Below are 16,264 nucleotides of genomic sequence, written 5' to 3' on the forward strand. Positions count from 1 at the left end.
CATGAAGCGAAGCTTGGCGGCCTGGTTCATCATGCCGTCGAGGCAGACCCCGATGAAGTCCATGTACATGATCTCGACGACGGGCTTCATCCCGGCCATGGCCGACCCGACCGCGGTGCCGATGATTGCTGACTCAGAGATTGGCGTGTCGCGGACCCGTCCGGGGAACTGCTCGAAGAGCTTGCGGAACAGCGCATAGACGTTGCCGCCCTTGCCGACGTCGATCCCCGCCATGAACACCGTCGGGTCTTCCTCCATCTCTCGAACGACCGCAGCGCGGACGGCGTCCATTAGGCGGAACTCCTCACCAGGTTCAAGCTGAGGCTCGTCCTCTTCCATTTCCTCGACCACGACGAAATCGAACAGTGAGTCCTCCGACGGCAAAGGTGACTTGCGCGCTTCTTCGACAGCCGCGTCGATCTCGGCCTCGATCTCGGAGTCGATCGCGTTGAGCTCAGCGTCGGAGACGCCCAGATCGTAGAGACGGCGCCGGGCGATGACCAGTGGATCGCGCTGTTGAGCCTGTTCGAGTTCTCCACTCTCGCGGTACTTCAGGGGGTCACCTTCGTAGTGACCATGCCAGCGATATGTGTCTGCCTCCACAAGGACCGGGCCTTCACCTGCTCGAATGCCCTCGAGGAGTTCGCACATGAGATCCGCCACGGCAGCCACGTCGTTTCCGTCAACCCACGCATAGCGAACGCCGTAGCCGGCTGCACGCTCCTTCAGCGTCGCTCGATGCTGATCGGCCTCCGGGGAAAACTCTGAATAGTGGTTGTTCTCGCAAAAGAACACGACCGGCAGGTCCCAGACGGCGGCCAAATTTACCGACTCGTGGAACATGCCTTGGGCCACTGCTCCGTCGCCGAAGAATCCAACGGCGACCTGGCCCTCTCCCCGGATCTGGGCCGCTGTGCCAACACCAGCGATGATCGGCAGCCCGGCGCCGACGATGCCGTTCGCGCCATAGATCCCGAGCGCGGGGTCGGCGATGTGCATGGACCCTCCACGGCCGTGGCACGTCCCGCCCTCGCGACCCATCAGCTCGGCGAACATCGGCATCGGATGCAGCCCCTTCGCCAAGCAGTGGCCGTGACCGCGATGAGTCGACGTGATGCCGTCGTTGTCACCGAGGTGCCAGCATGCGCCGACCGCGGTCGCCTCCTGACCGATCGACAGATGTAGAAAGCCAGGAATTTCGGTGTCTGCGTACAACCGCGACGCGCTCTTCTCGAAATGTCGGATTCGCGTCATCCGGCGGTACATCTCTGTGAGGTCTTCGACGCCTACTCCGGACATGCTCAAGTTCTCGCTTAGGGCGGTCATGCGCCCACTTCAGAGTGAGCACCGAGGCATCGCTCAGCGTGGCCGCACACCGACGTGTTCATCGGGACAAGGTCTGGGTTTAGGGAGAAGAGGTTCATGAACACTCCTGCGAATTATCAGCACCTCGGCGCGCTGGCTTTGGATGGAACAGCTCTGGGACTTCGAACTCGCTCAGGTTGTAGCGAAGATGGTGGTGGCGGATCGGGGGCCCCGTCGGGAGGACTTTGAACGTTGGGATCTCGCTGCCTCGGGCGTGCGGCGACAGTACTTTTAGCGACAACTAGGCGATGCTCGGCGCATCGAAAGCGCCGGCCGCGGCCGTACTGGCTATGTCAGGCGTCGGCCACCGTATACGTCCTCTGTGACCTCATATCCTCGGATGTTTGCGGGCCCGCTCACGTCCATAAAGTTTGGGTGGTCTTCGAACATCTGCGTCAATATTGGCTGCGCCATGGCCCTATCGAAATTCTCACGGGTGTCGAACCAAAGCTCTAGGAAGGCGTCGAAGTCGGAAGGCGCCTCTTTCGCCGCGGGTTGGTTGAAGTCATTCACCGTATGCCTGATGACGCGGTTATAAGCAATCGCGATGAAGCCGGGTGCTCCTTCAAACGCCTGCTTGGCCATGCCCATATGAACGCTTCGGTAGTGCCGCTCGCACTCCTCGGCTGACAGATCCGGGTTGTCGCGGAACCCGTAGATCATCTTGATCACGAAATCTCCAATCACCTGAGAAGCGGAGGTCCAATTGACTACCAACCGATTGGTTGAAATGTAGTGTGGAGTCGAGAATTGGTCAAGCTATTGCGACGTGGGGAGCCGATCGCAAGGCGGACTTAAGGATGGCGCTCGCCTCTCCCGATGAGTCATGGCGACGCAATATTTGACTCGCAGACTTGCATTCTACCAATCGGTTGGTTGATGATGCGATCAACGACTGAGAGGTAAGCGAATGAACGAGGTAGTGATTGCGGAGGCCGTTAGAACTCCGTTGGGCAAGCGAAACGGCGGGCTGGCGGAGGTGCATCCGGTCGATCTTTTAGGGGCTTGCCTCAGTGCACTGGTCGATCGTTCCGGAATCGATCCGAGCTTGGTTGACGACCACATCGCCGGATCTGTGGGGCAAGTGGGGGAGCAAGCGTGGAACATCGGCCGCAATGGCTGGCTGCAAGCGGGGCTGCCTCCCGAGGTGCCCAGTGTCACCCTCGATCGACAGTGTGCGAGCTCGCAACAGGCTATTCATTTCGCGGCGCAGGGCATTGCCAGCGGTGCATACCAAGCGGTCGTCACCTCGGGTGTTGAGAACATGAGTCGCATCCCCATTGGACAGTCCGGATACGCGGGCCCCGGGCATCCGTTTTCGGATTCCCTCCAGGGGCGCTACGACTTGATCGGGCAGGGGCTCAGTGCCGAATTGATCGCCGCACGATGGGGGATCACGAGAGAAGAGTGTGACGAGTTCTCTGCTCGCTCGCATGCGTTGGCGGGAGCCGCCCGGGAGGCAGGTCGCTTCGACGCGGAGATCTCGCCGATCTCGACCCCGCACGGGACGCTGACGCAGGACGAGGGGATCCGCGAGATCGCCATGGCAAAGCTCGCCTCGCTAAACCCTGCGTTCTGGAGTGAGGAGGCGAGTGAGAAGTTCCCCGAGGCCGACTGGGTCGTCACTGCCGCGGGCGCGTCGCAAATCACAGACGGCGCAGCCGCCGTGCTGCTCACGAGTCGTGAGTTCGCCGAGGCACACGGACTGCGAATCCGTGCGCGGTACGTTGCAGGCGTTTCCGTCGGAGACGACCCGACACTGGCGCTCACCGCACCAATCCCCGCGACTCAGAAGATCCTCGACCGCACCGGCTTGGATCTCACGGACCTCGATGCTGTTGAGATCAACGAGGCCTTCGCACCGGTGGTCCTGGCGTGGAAGAGCGAGCTGAAGATCCCCGACGACTGGTTCGATACTCACGTCAATCCGAACGGCGGCGCGATCGCGCTCGGTCATCCCGTCGGCTGCTCGGGGGCGCGCCTCATGGTGACCCTGCTGCACGAGCTCGAGCGTCGAGAAGGGCGGTACGGCCTGCAGACGATGTGTGCGGCCGGCGGCCTCGCCAATGCCACGATCATCGAGAGGGTCGCATGATGTTTACCGGTGTGTACGGATTCAACATTGCTGTCAAGGATCTGGAGGCGGCGACGAAGCGGTACGAGTCGCTCCTCGGCATCACCGGCCTGCCCCTGGGCGAGAAGGACTTCGCATTTCCAGGTCTCGTCGGGACAAGGCTGGAGTTCGGAGGTCTGGTCATCAACCTGATCACGTCAACGGATCCTGAAACGTCTGTTTACAAGTTCCTGGAGGCCAAGGGCGAGGGGTTCTTCCTGGTGTCGTTGACGACCTCGGACATGGACGCCTCGATCGAAGGGCTACGAGATCTGGACATCCGCCCCCTCCTCGATCCTCCACGGGAGACGAAATACGGACGAGTGACGTTTGTGCATCCGAAGAGCGCCCACGGCGTGCAGGTCGAGATTCTCGAGACTGAATGACGGGCGAAAATACGTCGGGTGCGACGCTTTTCACGCCACTCACCCTGCGTGGGGTGACGATCCGGAACCGCATCTGGCTCGCACCAATGTGCCAGTATGCCGTGGCCGAGCGAGACGGCGTGCCCACCGAGTGGCATCTCGTGCAGCTGGGGGCGCGTGCAGTCGGCGGGTTCGGCGTAGTCATGGCGGAGGCGACGGCCGTCGTTCCGGAGGGGCGCATCAGTCCGGAGGACACCGGAATGTGGAACGACAAGCAGGCCGCTGCCTGGGCTCGCATCGTGTCCTTCGTCCACGAGCAGGGTGCCGTCGCTGGGGTACAGCTTGCGCACGCCGGCCGCAAGGCCGGTGTGTCCTCGGGGGCGCCGTGGTACGACCCGGGCGCAGCGCACGTGGCGGCCTGGGAACTCGTCGCGCCATCAGCCCTTGCCTGGAACGGGTCGTCTCGCCCTCGAGAGATGAGCGTCGCTGACATCCGGGCGGTGACTCGGGCCTTCGCGGAGGCTGCGCACCGAGCAGATGCGGCCGGCTTCGACGTCATCGAGCTGCACGGTGCCCACGGCTACCTCCTCCATGAGTTCCTCTCTCCGTTGTCCAACCATCGGGTGGACGACTACGGGGGCTCGTTCGCGAACCGCGTGCGGTTCCTGGTCGAGGTCGTGGAAGCGGTCAGGGCCGTGCTGTCTGACCACAAAGTGCTGGTGGTGCGTTTATCCGCGACCGACTGGATCGACGGCGGCTGGGGACTGGAGGACTCCGTCCGGCTTGCCGTCCTGCTCAAGGGGCACGGGGTGGACCTTATCGACGCCAGCTCAGGTGGGCTCGACGAGCGGCAGGACATCCCCGTGGGTCCTGGTTACCAAGTCGACTTCGCGTCCGAGATCAGGTCGCGTGTCGGCATTCCGACGGGCGCAGTCGGTCTCATCACCGAACCGGCCGAGGCGGAGCGGGTCGTCGCCACCGGCCAGGCCGACGTCGTGTCCATCGGCCGCGTGGGTCTGCGCGAACCCGCCTGGCCATTGCGTGCGGCCCACGAGCTCGGGCTGCACCGCTCGGTCGCGCCCTACCGCCCCGCTCATCTCAGGGGAGCCTGGCGATCTGCTGGCGCGCAGGTGGGACGTTGAGCGGTCGAAGGTTCTGATGCCCGACAGCGCGCTCGAGGCGCGTCTCCATGCATTGGAGACGCGCCTCTCCGCGGTCGAGGACCAGCTGGCGATCACGCGGCTTATGGCGACGTACGGGCCGGCAGTGGATGGCCTCGACGCTGACCTGACGTCGGCACTGTGGGCTGAGGGCGGTTGGTACGACGCTGGGGTCGCGGTCTTCGAGGGGCGTCAGGGGCTGCGCGACCTCATCGACTCCGAACTCCATCAGCGCTTGGTGGCTGAGGGATCGGCCCACCTCATCAGCGCGCCCCAGATCACCGTCGATGGCGACACCGCGATCGCTGTCTGCTACGCCCAAGTGCTCCTGCACGACCCCTCGGCGGGGGCGGGCGGCGGGTGGCACGTCTGGCGGGTCACGGCCAACCGGTGGGAGTGGGTCCGCACGGCCCACGGCTGGAGGGTGGCGGCGCGCATCAATCGTCCGCTCGACGGCGCCGACGAGCCGCGACAGCTGCTTCGGGCCTCGCTGTCGGATGACCTCGGTCGATTTTTCCGCAGCTAACCGCTTTCTCGGCGGCCGAACGGCCTGGAATTCTCCGGTGAATGCTTCTTGCCCTTGATAGTGATCTGGGTTACAGTTCCCTACCAATCGGTTGGTAGAACTCTATGGAGGATCTGATGTCGAAGTCGTCACAAGGCGATCGGTCGGTTGTGGCGGTGCATCCCTCGCGTGACACCGACCTTCGTGTCGTGAACGTCTCCATGGAGTTCGCTGGACGACGTGTTCTGCATGACGTGGACCTCGCTTTCCGCGCCGGACAGGTCAACGGACTGGTCGGCCACAACGGGTCGGGCAAGTCAACGCTCGTGCGCATACTGGCCGGCTACTACCGCCCGGTGCTCGGTGACTGCTGGCTGGCGGGCGAGCGGATCGACTCGCCCCAGATGGCGCAGCGGCTGGGCCTTCGCTTCGTCCACCAGGACCTGGGCCTGGTCCAAGAGTTCACGCCCCTGGAGAACTTCGGGATCGGCGGGGACTACGCCCGTGGCAGGTGGCGGACAATCGACTGGCGCGAGCAGGAGCGGCGACTTGTCGAGGTCTTCGACCTCCTCGGCAACCCCGTGCCCGCGGATCGACCCGTCGCGGAGTTGACGGCCGTCGAGCGCAGCCTCGTCGCTATCGCGCGGGCAATCGGGGCCCGTCCAGGCCATGGTGGCGACGGGGAGGGCGCCCGCTTCATCGTCCTCGATGAACCGACCACCACGCTCGAGGCCACGGAAGCTGAGCACCTCTTCCGGGTCGTGCGTCGCATGTGCGAGAGCGGCATCGGGGTCCTGTTCATCTCTCACAACCTGAGCGATGTGCTGAATTTGTGCTCGTCGGTGTCGGTGCTGCGCGACGGTCACCTCGTCGACACGTTCAATGCGCGGCGAGCCACCCGCGAGAGCCTCGTCCTCGCCATGCTCGGAGCCGAGACGGCTAAGGCAGAGCGCGAGTCGGCGCGAGCTGTAGAGGCCCGGACGTCCGACGCCACGTCACGCCCCCCGGTGCTTACCGTTAAGTCGCTGCGCTCGTCCACGCTGCGCGGCGTCGACCTCAGCCTCCACCCGGGCGAGACGGTCGCGGTCATTGGCCTCGCCGGGTCGGGCCGCGAGGAGATGGTGTACTCGTTGGCTGGAGCGAACGAGTCGACGTTCGATCACATGACGGTCGGCGGCAAGCTGCTGGCGAGGATGTCTCCGGCGGTCGCGCGCGAACTCGGCGTAGCGCTTGCGCCGGGCAACCGCCTTCCGGGAACCCTGGTGAGCGACTTTGCGATGCGCGAGAACTTGACGTTCGCGTCGCTGGGCGACGTCTCGAGGCGGTGGGGGGTTATTCGTCGCCGTGACGAACGAGACCAGGCGCTGGAGTGGGTCAGAAGGTTCGACATCAAGCCTGGCGACGTCGAATTCGGGTCCCGCTACATGAGCGGGGGCAATAAGCAAAAGGTCATCATCGGCAAGTGGCTGAGCATCAAGCCTCGAGTATTGATGATCGATGAGCCGACGGCCGGCGTCGATCTTGGCGCCGTTGCCATGATTTTCGCGACGCTGCGCACGTACGTGGCGGACGGTGGCTCCCTGCTCATCTCGACCTCGGAGCTTAGCGACGCCGTCGCTCTCGCCGACCGGGTTGTGGTGCTGATCGACGGGCAGGTCCACTGCGAGCTTGTCCGGGGATTCGACGAGATCACCGAACGATCGCTGCTACTCGCGACAGTTCAGGGCGCGCCCGCAGGCGCCGGGCGGGTCGGCACCGATGAAACCACAGCAGGAAAGAGGTCCATATCGTGATCATCAGTGAGGTCAAGGGCAAGCTCGGCGTGAAGAACGTCGGTGCGATTTACGTATGGATCGCGTTGATCGTGGTCTTCGCGCTGATCGAGCCATCTGTCTTCTTCCAGTACGCCACGGTCAAGCAGGTGCTCAACGAGTACGCCGTAACGGGTCTCGTCGCATTGGGCCTTCTGCTCCCGATCGCGTGCGGGATCTACGACCTGTCCGTGGGCGCGGTAGCGGGTCTCGCGGGCATCGCGGCGGCATGGTCGCTGGACCACCTCAGCCCCAACCCCTGGGTCGCGGTCCTGGCCGGTCTCGTCGTCGCCCTCGCATTCGGTCTCGTGAACACCCTCATCGTGCTGGTCATGCGAGTCGACTCGTTCATCGGGACGCTCGCGACGAGCAGCATCGCCACCGCGCTGGTGACCATGATTTCAGGCGGTAACATTCTCACGACTAACGTCAGCGGGTCGTTCCAGACCGAGCTAGCCATCAGGAGCGTGGCCGGGCTGACGCTGCCGGTCGGGCTGATGCTCCTGGGCATGGTGCTCCTCGCCTTCATGACGGAGAAGACCTCCTTCGGGCGTCGGCTCTACGCGACCGGCTATGAGACCGAGGTCGCCCGGCTCGGCGGCGTGCGGGTTGACCGCCTGCGCATGCTCGCGCTGCTCGGCTCCGCCACGCTGGCGGGCATCGCCGGGATCTGCGTGACGGCCTCGCTCGGCGCCGGTGACCCCACCGTGGGTCCGGGATACCTGCTTCCGGCGTTCGCCGCCGTCTTCCTCGGGGCGACGCAATTCCGCAGCGGACGCTTCAACGCCTGGGGCACCGTCGTCGCGACACTGATGCTCGGCACGGGTCACGTCGGCCTCATCATCGTCGGCGCGCCGTCGTGGTCGCCGGCGATCTTCGAGGGCGTCGTGCTGATCGCCGCCGTCGCCTTGACCCGTTCGCAGGGCTTCAGCCCACTCCGATCTATCCGTGGCCGGTTCGGGCGTCCCGCCCCTGAACCATCGAGCGGTCCCGTCGCGGGCGATGACCCGGTGGAGTCCGCCACGCCCAGCTCTCCCAAGCAGTTCGTCTAACCATGAGAACCCTCTAGAAGGAGACCGAAATGAAGTTCACCAAGGCCGCTCTGCGGACAAGGCAGCACTTGAGGCACACCGCGGTGGTGGTGGCGGCACTGGCCGCCACTACATCGATCGCGGCGTGCGGCTCTGACGGGGGATCGTCGTCGTCGGGCGGGGAGTCGTCGGACTCGAGCGCTGCGGCGGTCGCCGACGCGAAGGCGTTCGTGGAGAAGGCGTCCATGCGTCCCACGGAGTTGTCTGTTCCGCCTCTGCCCTCGAAGCCCGAGCCGGGTAAGACGGTCGACTACGTCCAGTGCGGTGTGCCGTCGTGCCAAGCCTTCGCGAAGGACCTGAAGGCCGCTGCGGCAGCGGTCGGCTGGAAGGTCAAGGTACTTGACGCGGGATTCACCCCGCAGACGCAGGCCGCCGCGTACACCCAGGCGGTGCGGGACAACCCGGCTGGCGTCGTGGGGTCCGGCGGCGTCAACCCCGCGTCGTTCGCCAAGCAGCTCGCGCAGCTGAAGGCCAGGGGCATCCCGGTGCTGCTGCACGGCATCCCCGAGTCATGGAAGGTGCCCGGGGTCACGGCCGTCGGAGCCGGCAGTTCGGCGCCGTACTTTCAGTTTGACGGCGTCCAGTTGGGCAACGCGATCCTGGCGGATTCCGGTGGTCGTGACGTCCACATCGCGTACATGGGCACACCCGCCGTCTCGTCCTACAACGCCACGCGGGACGGGATAAAGAGCGTGCTGGAAAAGTCAGGCGCATGCGACGGCTGCAGCTCGGAGGAGTTCTCGTTCCCGGTGACCGACATCGGCCCAAACCTGCCTTCGAAGGTCGTGTCCTATCTGCGCTCGCACCCGAAGGTCAACTATGTCGATCTCGACTTCCTCGACCTGACGAACGGCGTACCGGCGGCCCTGGAGCGAGCGGGCCTGTCCAAGAAGGTAAAGATCGTCACCAACGGCATTAGCCCGGTGCAGATCGAGTACATCAAGAACGACCAGATGCTCGCGGCATCGGCCAATCCGTGGCCGGAGACCATGTACTACGACATGACGATCATCTACGCGGCCAGCTTGAAGGCTGACTTGCAGCCGTACATCGACACGAAGCTCCCGTCGATGCTGATGACCAAGTCCAGCCTTTTCCCGGTCAGCGCGGACGCGCAGTTCTTTCCCCTCGTCGAAGACTACAAGAGCATCTTCGAAAAGGCCTGGAAGGTCGGCTGAGATGCGTACGACGCCACGACACCACCACTACGAAGGAGACGGAGCATGACCACGCAACGACGATTCATCCACGGGCTCTCCAACCCAGAGGACTTCTCGTTGATCCCCGGGAGCGACTGGGTCATCACAAGCAGCCTGTCCGGAGGCACCCGCCCCGAGGTGCGGACGTCCTTCGTCAACATCAGGACGGAGGAGATCATCGAGGCTTATCCGTCGCAGTGCGAGTACAAGCTTGACGAGGAAACCTACGGGCCAATCGACCCTCCGGAGAACCCGATGTTCCACGGTCTCCATGTACGTCAGGAGGCTGACGGCCGGTCAACGGTCTACCAGGTCAACCATCAGGGCGGCGGCGATCCGACCAAGGGCCGCGAGTCGATCGAGGTGTTTGAGGTGACGATCGTTGAGGACCGTCCTCGACTTGTTTGGGTCGGAGGCGTCGAGCTTCCCGACTGGGGATGGGGCAACGACGTTTGCGGGCTACCCGGCGGAGGATTCGCGGTTGCCAACTTCGCATTCGGCGGGTCCAAGAACCTCGCCCCCGGCGCGGACGACGAGCTCGAGGCCGTGGCGGTCTGGGCGTCGAGCGGTCGACCGACCGGCAACGTCATCGAGTGGACCGACCGTGAGACCGGGTGGCTCATCGCACCCGGCACCGACCTGAGCACTCCCAATGGGATCGAGGTGTCGGCCGACGGCCGATACTTCTACGTCGGGGTCTGGGGCCAAGAGCGCGTGACCAGGATCGAGCGAGGCGTTGAGGAGCCCGAGCGTCGATCGATCCAGACGGGTCTGCTCACGGACAATCTGACGTGGTCCCGAGCGGGCACAATCATCACGACGGGCCAGAAGACCACGGCACACCAGGTCCTCACGGACTTCCTCGAGGAGGGAGTGGACCACGGCTACCCGTACCACGTCCTCGAAATCGACCCGGACCTGCAAGAGGCGAAAATCCTCGTTGAGTGGCCAGAGGCGGACACGTTGGCCACCACGGCGGCCGAGATCGCCGGTGATATCTGGGTCAGCACCTCACGAGGCGACCACATCACGGTCTACGAGCTCGGTCGCTAGCAACTCAGGTCGTCCCCGACGTCGGGATCGACGTCGGGGACGGCCACTCAGCCATACCACCACCGACGAAAGGACAGCGGCGTGTCGATCGACGACGAGTTTGGAGGGGCCGTCTTCGTTGTGACGGGAGCGGCCCGCGGGATGGGAGCCGCCACGGCTCGCATGGCCGCGAGTAGGGGTGCGAAGGTCGCGCTCTTGGACGTCCTGGACGAGGACGGCGAAACCGTGGCCTCCCAGATCCGAGACGCAGGCGGGTCGGGTCGGTACTGGCGGTGCGACCTTAGCGACCCCGCGGCGATTGAGTCCACAGTCGAGGCCGTGGCGAGCGAGTTCGGCGGCATCGACGTGTTGCACAACAACGCCGCGATCCTTGAGAGCGCCATGACGGACGACGCATCGTTGGAGAGCCTCTCGGTAGAGCTGTTTCAAAGGGTGATCGCGATCAACCTGCAAGCGCCGTTTTTACTCGCCAAGCACGCGACCCCTCATCTTCGGAAGAGCAGCTTCCCGTCAATCATCAACGCGAGCTCGACGGGCGCGCACGTCGCCTTCCCCGGGTGCGTCGCGTACGGCGCCAGCAAGGGCGGAATCTCCAGCATGACGCGGCAACTCGCCGTGGAGCTCGCTCCGTGGGGCATCCGGGTCAACGCGTACTGTCCCGAACTCATAAAGACGGCGATGATCGAGGACTACATCGAGAAGTGCCCAGATCCCGCTGCCACCGAACGTGGCATGACTGCCACCCATCTCGTCAACAGATTCGGGGAGTGCGAGGAGGTTGCGGAGCTCGTGTGCTTCCTGGCCAGCCGGCGCTCGTCCTACATCAACGGTGCGTCGATCCTGATCGAGGGCGGTTCGCTCGCTTGGCGCGGCACAGTTGACCAGTTGGGCATGTAGGCGGTCTTGCTAGCGAAGGTGACGTGCACTACAGTTATCAACCAATCGGTTGGTAGAAAAGTGAGAGATATGAGGATGGCCATGGCGGACGAAGTCCCCTACTACTGGAAGTCTTTGGACTGGGACGCGCTGATGGCGGACTACCCGCCGCCACCCCTCTTCGAGCGGGCCATGGCGACGCGCAGCAACGACGAGGTGCTAGCGCTGCAGGAGCAGCGGGTGCTCGCGCGGGTGCAGGACGCATGGAACGTTCCGTTCTACCGCAAGCGGTGGACGGCAGCGGGCCTGGACGAGGGATCGATCCGATCCTTGGAGGACCTGCGGCACGTGCCGACCTTCACGAGCGCGGACCTGAAGGAGGCGATTGAGCAAAGCCCGCCCTTCGGCGACCACCACCCGTTCGACCGCGAGTCCATGGCCGACTATCTTCCGCTCAAGGTGCAGACGAGCGGCGGCACCACGGGCCTGCCCAGGTCGACGATGTTCGACGCGATGGCCTGGGAGGTCCAAGGCATCCAGTCCGCCAGAGGACTTTGGGCGATGGGTGCGCGACCGGGTGACGTGATCCAGATCCCGTTCACGACTTCGTTGGCCAACGCGGCATGGTGTTACTACCTCGGCGTGCACCACTGGCTCGGAGGCATTCCGGTCACGACGGGTTCCGGGGTCGTGACGCCATCCGAACGTCAGCTTGAGCTCGCAGTCGCGTACGGCACGAACGGGTGGATGGGCCACGGCGAGTACCTCGGCCGGCTCGTTGAGGTGGCGGGCTCCATGAACCTCGATCTGCACTCGCTTCCCACGAAGTACATCCACGCGCTACTGGGCAACGACAGCGCCGGAGAACTGCGGCGGGCGCTCGAGGAGGCGTGGGGTGCGCCGGTCTACGACACGTACGGCACGCACGAGATCGGGCTTGTGGCGTACGAGTGCCATCTGCAGGACGGCCGCCACGTCAGCGAGGACACGGTCTATCTGGAGACGGTGGACGTCGACGACTCGACCCGCCTGCTGCCTGACGGGCAGGTCGGCGACCTGGTCGCTACGTCGTTGCACCGCGGCGTGCCTCCGCTCATCCGGTTCAACACGCAGGACGCGCTCGGCATCTGGCCTCGCGAAATGTGCGAGTGCGGGCTCCGCACAAGTCGGCTGTCGGGTCTGGAAGGCCGCAGCGACGAGATGGTCAAGCTGCGCGGCCAGAACGTCTTCCCGATGGCCTGCCAGGACCCCGTCCGCGCGGACACGCGCACCAACGGGCAATACCTGTGCGTCCTGACGAGCGAGGGCGAGGGCGTCAGCAAGACGACCGAGATGACCGTACGGGTCGAGCGCCGCTCCGCCGACGTCGACGCCGTCGCGCTGCAGCACGACCTCGAGGACGTCCTGAAGACGACGCTCAACGTGCGCGTCGGGGTGGAGGTCGTGGACGCCGGAAGCCTCGACGAGCTCACGAGCCTTGCCGGTGAGGGCAAGGTCCGCCGGATGCTCGACCTGCGTCGCAAGTAGCCCCCGGCACCCCACCCAGCCATCCGTCACACCGTAGGAGGAGATCACGATGACCAACACTGCCGTCGAGACCATCAGGACGAGAAGTGCGATCCTGCGCGAACAGCCCGGCGCGTTCGAGATCGTCGAGCTGGACCTCGAGCTGCCGCGCCAGGGCGAGCTCCTCATCAAGATGGCAGCCTCGGGGCTGTGTCATTCGGACGACAGCATGGCCAACGGCCACATGGGCGTCGAGATGTTCCCGATGTGCGCGGGCCACGAGGGCGCCGGGGTGGTCGAGCAGGTCGGACCCCACACCCCCGGCTGGGAGGTCGGCGACCACGTCGTGCTCTCCTGCCTGCCGCAGTGCGGCAGATGCAAGCAGTGCTCGACGGGACATGGCGCCCTGTGTGACATGAACGCGAGCCTGACGCTGGGGTGTCGCTTCGACGACACCGAGAGCTGGCGCATGTCGCTCGACGGCTCACCCGTCGGTCAGTGGTGCGGCGTCTCGACGTTCTCGGAGTACACGACGGTCGGAGTGACGTCGGCGGTGAAGATCGACCCCACCATCTCGCTCGAGGCAGCTTGCCTGGTCGGATGCGGTGTCAACACAGGATGGGGCTCAGGCTTCAACCTGGCCGAGCCCCAGCCGGGCGACACGGCCATCGTGATGGGATTCGGCGGCGTCGGTGCCTTCGCGATGCAGGGGCTCCTGCATGGCGGGGCGACTAACGTGATCGTCGTCGACCCAGTCGAGTTCAAGCGTGAGAGCGCCATGACCTTGGGTGCTACCCACGTCGCATCGACGATGCACGAGGCGACTGACCTCGCCCGAAGCCTGACGAACGGCCAGGGCGCCGACAGCTGTGTCATCACGGTCGGCGTTCTCAAGCCGGAGCACGTCGCCGAGGGACTCGCCGCCGTGGCCAAGCGGGGCACGGTCGTGGTCACAGCGCTCGGCGACTCCAAGGACGTCGGACTCCCGATCTCTGCGTACGAGCTCTCGCTGTCGCAGAAGCGTCTGCAGGGGTCCATGTTCGGTGGAGTGGCGCCGATGTGGGACATCACCAAGATGCTCACGATGTACCAAGCAGGCCAGCTTAAGCTCGACGAGATCATCACGCGCCGATACAAGCTCGATGAGCTGCAGCAGGGCTATGCCGACATGAACGCCGGCCTCAACATCCGCGGAGTCATCGTCTACTGATCCGCGAGTCGCGTCGGCTAGGCCTGGCCGTCGGTCCGGCGATGGCCAGACTGGTGGGTTTTGGTATCGCAGCGCAGCGATGCGACGACGAGATCGCCGACCTCGCGGGCCAAATGAGTGGCGTGGCCCTCATCTGCGTGCGGATACCAGTCGTAGACCATGTTGAGCATCCCGAGCAGAGACCCCGATGCGTGGCGGACGTCGATGTCGGGACAGATGGCCCCGTCGTCCTGTGCTGCTTTGAGCAAGACGTTGAACCGCCGCGCGTAGCTGTCACGCTCGGCCGCGATCTCACGGCCTCGGTCCTCTGAGAGCGAGCGGAAGTCTCGGAAGAAAATCGTGGCCTGGACGCGATTGGTGAGTATGTAGTGCACGTGTGCCTCCGCGATGCGCCGAATCTTGTCTAGCGGCGCGACGTCGAGGGCGATGATCGCGTCCATGTCGGCGTGGCTGGTGGTGAGCATGCCGTCTAGCACTGCGTATAGCAGGTCTTCCTTTTCGGAGATGTAGTAGAAGAGGCTGCCCTTCAGCAGGCCGACAACGTCGGCGATGTCCTGCAGGCTTGTCGCCTCGTAGCCTTTCTCGAGAAACAACTGGGTGGACGCGCTGATGATCTCCGCATGTCGGTTGTTGGCCCGGCTCGACTTCGGCTTCTCTCGAGCCATGGGGTACCTCCTGGTGATCCCTCTCGTGATACGGCGGGAGGGAATTGCGTGGGATGAGTCAGACGATGACATTACTCCAACCAATCGGTTGGCAGAACTAGCGTGTGCATGGGGGCCCGCCTAGCCGAACTCGGAAGCGGCTCGGGAGAGCAAAGCCTTGGCGTCCCGCGCAATGGACGGTATAAATTCCGCTACGTCGATGATCTCGTCGATAGCGGTCGCGCACTGGCCGGCTGGGAGAAGGCCGGCGTCGAGGTTGCCATCGTTCATGGCCTGCGCGATACGCTCCTCTTTCCAGGCGCCAAGGTCCTCGTCGCGAACCCCCGACTCGAGGAGTTGGGCGAGTTCGTCGGAGCCGCCGGAACGAAGCCCGCGAATGGGGCCGAGGTATCCAGGGAAGATGATGTCCTGACGCTCCCCGGTCGCGACGATCCTCTCAGCGTACGCTGGGTGCCAGTCGCTATCGCGGCTCGCGGCGAAGCGGGTGCCCATCGCGACACCGGCGCCGCCCATCGCGAGCACCGCGGCCAGCCCTTGGGCATTGTAGATGCCGCCAGACACGACGACCGGGACGTCGACGGCCGCGATGACCTGGGGGGCGAGCACCATGGTGTGGATCGGGTGCTCGTGCGTGTGGCCGCCCATCTCGGCTCCCGAGGCGATAAGGACGTCAACTCCGGCTTGTGCCGCCTTGCGAGCGTGAGCGACGGCGCCGATCTTTTGGATGTGGATGAGACCGACCTCGTGAAGACGCGACGTTACCTCGGGTGCGAATCCGGCTGAAGTTATGACAGCTCGAAGCCGCCTCGCCACTCCGGCTGACTCAGCTGCCTTGACAGTGGCGTCGACGTACGCGGCACTCAACGGAAGCATCTCGCCAGACGCAGCCCGGCCTACCGGGATATTGACCGCGAAAGTCCCCGCGCGCGAGGCTTCCAGTCGATCGATTTCGCGGCGAAACAACCGCACCTTATCGCCAACGTCCCCGGCCGTGCCGAACGAGCTCACCGTCCCCAAGCCCCCAGCTCGCGACACGGCCTCCGCGAGGTTCGAAGTGCTGACAGGTCCCATCCCGTCCTGGATTACTGGATAGAGGATGTCTAGGAGCTGGCATAGGTCACGAGTTGAGCTCATAGAGGGAGTCTACCAATCGGTCGGTAGATGATCTACATCGGCGAAGCCAAAGGTAGGGAAGCTGCCCACGCTGTGATCGCGGACGATATCTCGAGGCGACCTCACGCTGTCGCGAGAGGTACTCGTGCCAGGGCTCGGTTGACCACTCAGCGCTCTACTGCCCACTGCACTGGGGAACAGTTTCGGCGCGGCCCCCCTTCGCTCGGGTGTG

Annotated in this window: 16 protein-coding genes; 11 read left to right on the top strand and 5 right to left on the bottom strand. The window is 64.5% G+C overall.

Going from position 1 to position 16,264, the window contains the following annotated elements:
* Window positions 1-1,326, bottom strand: a 1,326-nt coding sequence (locus AC1DVU_RS15670) for a thiamine pyrophosphate-dependent dehydrogenase E1 component subunit alpha (RefSeq protein WP_476923390.1), incomplete at its 3' end; no start/stop codon positions are given.
* Window positions 1,327-1,653: 327 nt separating this feature from the next.
* Complete coding sequence (locus AC1DVU_RS15675; protein ID WP_476923789.1) at window positions 1,654-2,028, bottom strand: EthD domain-containing protein; 375 nt, start codon at window positions 2,026-2,028, stop codon at window positions 1,654-1,656.
* 247 nt (window positions 2,029-2,275) lie between these two features.
* Between AC1DVU_RS15675 and AC1DVU_RS15680 the strand changes: the two genes are divergently transcribed.
* The 6 genes from AC1DVU_RS15680 to AC1DVU_RS15705 all read left to right on the top strand — a co-directional run bounded on the left by AC1DVU_RS15680 (window position 2,276) and on the right by AC1DVU_RS15705 (window position 8,371).
* Window positions 2,276-3,460 (top strand): thiolase family protein, encoded by a 1,185-nt coding sequence (locus tag AC1DVU_RS15680; RefSeq protein WP_476923391.1) that lies wholly within the window; start codon window positions 2,276-2,278, stop codon window positions 3,458-3,460.
* The gene (locus AC1DVU_RS15685) at window positions 3,457-3,864 is read left to right on the top strand and encodes a VOC family protein (protein ID WP_476923392.1); all 408 of its coding nucleotides are present in this window, start codon (window positions 3,457-3,459) and stop codon (window positions 3,862-3,864) included. The genes AC1DVU_RS15680 and AC1DVU_RS15685 overlap by 4 nt, the downstream gene beginning before the upstream one ends.
* Window positions 3,861-4,985 (top strand): NADH:flavin oxidoreductase/NADH oxidase, encoded by a 1,125-nt coding sequence (locus tag AC1DVU_RS15690; RefSeq protein ID WP_476923393.1) that lies wholly within the window; start codon window positions 3,861-3,863, stop codon window positions 4,983-4,985. Before AC1DVU_RS15685 ends, AC1DVU_RS15690 begins: the two co-directional genes overlap by 4 nt.
* A 16-nt stretch (window positions 4,986-5,001) precedes the next feature.
* Window positions 5,002-5,529, top strand: coding sequence for a nuclear transport factor 2 family protein (locus AC1DVU_RS15695; RefSeq protein WP_476923394.1), 528 nt, complete (start codon window positions 5,002-5,004; stop codon window positions 5,527-5,529).
* A 200-nt stretch (window positions 5,530-5,729) separates the two neighbouring features.
* Window positions 5,730-7,301, top strand: coding sequence for a sugar ABC transporter ATP-binding protein (locus AC1DVU_RS15700; protein WP_476923790.1), 1,572 nt, complete (start codon window positions 5,730-5,732; stop codon window positions 7,299-7,301).
* Window positions 7,298-8,371: an ABC transporter permease gene (locus tag AC1DVU_RS15705; protein ID WP_476923395.1), complete on the top strand. Its 1,074-nt coding sequence runs from the start codon at window positions 7,298-7,300 to the stop codon at window positions 8,369-8,371. The genes AC1DVU_RS15700 and AC1DVU_RS15705 overlap by 4 nt, the downstream gene beginning before the upstream one ends.
* Before the next feature lie 13 nt (window positions 8,372-8,384).
* Here AC1DVU_RS15705 and AC1DVU_RS15710 read toward each other — a convergent pair whose 3' ends face one another.
* Window positions 8,385-8,597, bottom strand: coding sequence for a hypothetical protein (locus AC1DVU_RS15710; RefSeq protein WP_476923396.1), 213 nt, complete (start codon window positions 8,595-8,597; stop codon window positions 8,385-8,387).
* Here AC1DVU_RS15710 and AC1DVU_RS15715 point away from each other — a divergent pair.
* From AC1DVU_RS15715 to AC1DVU_RS15735, 5 genes are all read left to right on the top strand, one after another.
* A complete protein-coding gene (locus AC1DVU_RS15715) occupies window positions 8,596-9,588 on the top strand; it encodes a sugar ABC transporter substrate-binding protein (protein WP_476923397.1) in 993 nt (330 codons plus the stop codon). The genes AC1DVU_RS15710 and AC1DVU_RS15715 overlap by 2 nt on opposite strands.
* A 45-nt stretch (window positions 9,589-9,633) precedes the next feature.
* Window positions 9,634-10,662, top strand: a complete 1,029-nt coding sequence (locus tag AC1DVU_RS15720; protein ID WP_476923398.1) for a hypothetical protein — start codon at window positions 9,634-9,636, stop codon at window positions 10,660-10,662.
* Between the two features lie 81 nt (window positions 10,663-10,743).
* Window positions 10,744-11,559, top strand: a complete 816-nt coding sequence (locus tag AC1DVU_RS15725) for an SDR family NAD(P)-dependent oxidoreductase (protein ID WP_476923399.1) — start codon at window positions 10,744-10,746, stop codon at window positions 11,557-11,559.
* Between the two features lie 81 nt (window positions 11,560-11,640).
* Entirely contained in the window at window positions 11,641-13,065 is a 1,425-nt protein-coding gene (locus tag AC1DVU_RS15730; protein ID WP_476923400.1) for a phenylacetate--CoA ligase family protein, read from the top strand.
* Between the two features lie 49 nt (window positions 13,066-13,114).
* Window positions 13,115-14,254 carry an NDMA-dependent alcohol dehydrogenase gene (locus AC1DVU_RS15735; RefSeq protein WP_476923401.1) on the top strand — a complete coding sequence of 380 codons (1,140 nt, stop codon included), beginning with the start codon at window positions 13,115-13,117 and terminating at the stop codon, window positions 14,252-14,254.
* 17 nt (window positions 14,255-14,271) lie between these two features.
* Here the strand turns inward: AC1DVU_RS15735 and AC1DVU_RS15740 are convergent, their stop codons facing one another.
* A complete protein-coding gene (locus AC1DVU_RS15740) occupies window positions 14,272-14,919 on the bottom strand; it encodes a TetR/AcrR family transcriptional regulator (protein WP_476923402.1) in 648 nt (215 codons plus the stop codon).
* A 120-nt stretch (window positions 14,920-15,039) separates the two neighbouring features.
* Window positions 15,040-16,053, bottom strand: a complete 1,014-nt coding sequence (locus AC1DVU_RS15745) for an NAD(P)H-dependent flavin oxidoreductase (protein ID WP_476923403.1) — start codon at window positions 16,051-16,053, stop codon at window positions 15,040-15,042.
* Window positions 16,054-16,264: the final 211 nt, after the last annotated feature.

The sequence above is a fragment of the Aeromicrobium sp. P2_G6 genome (genome assembly GCF_056403535.1).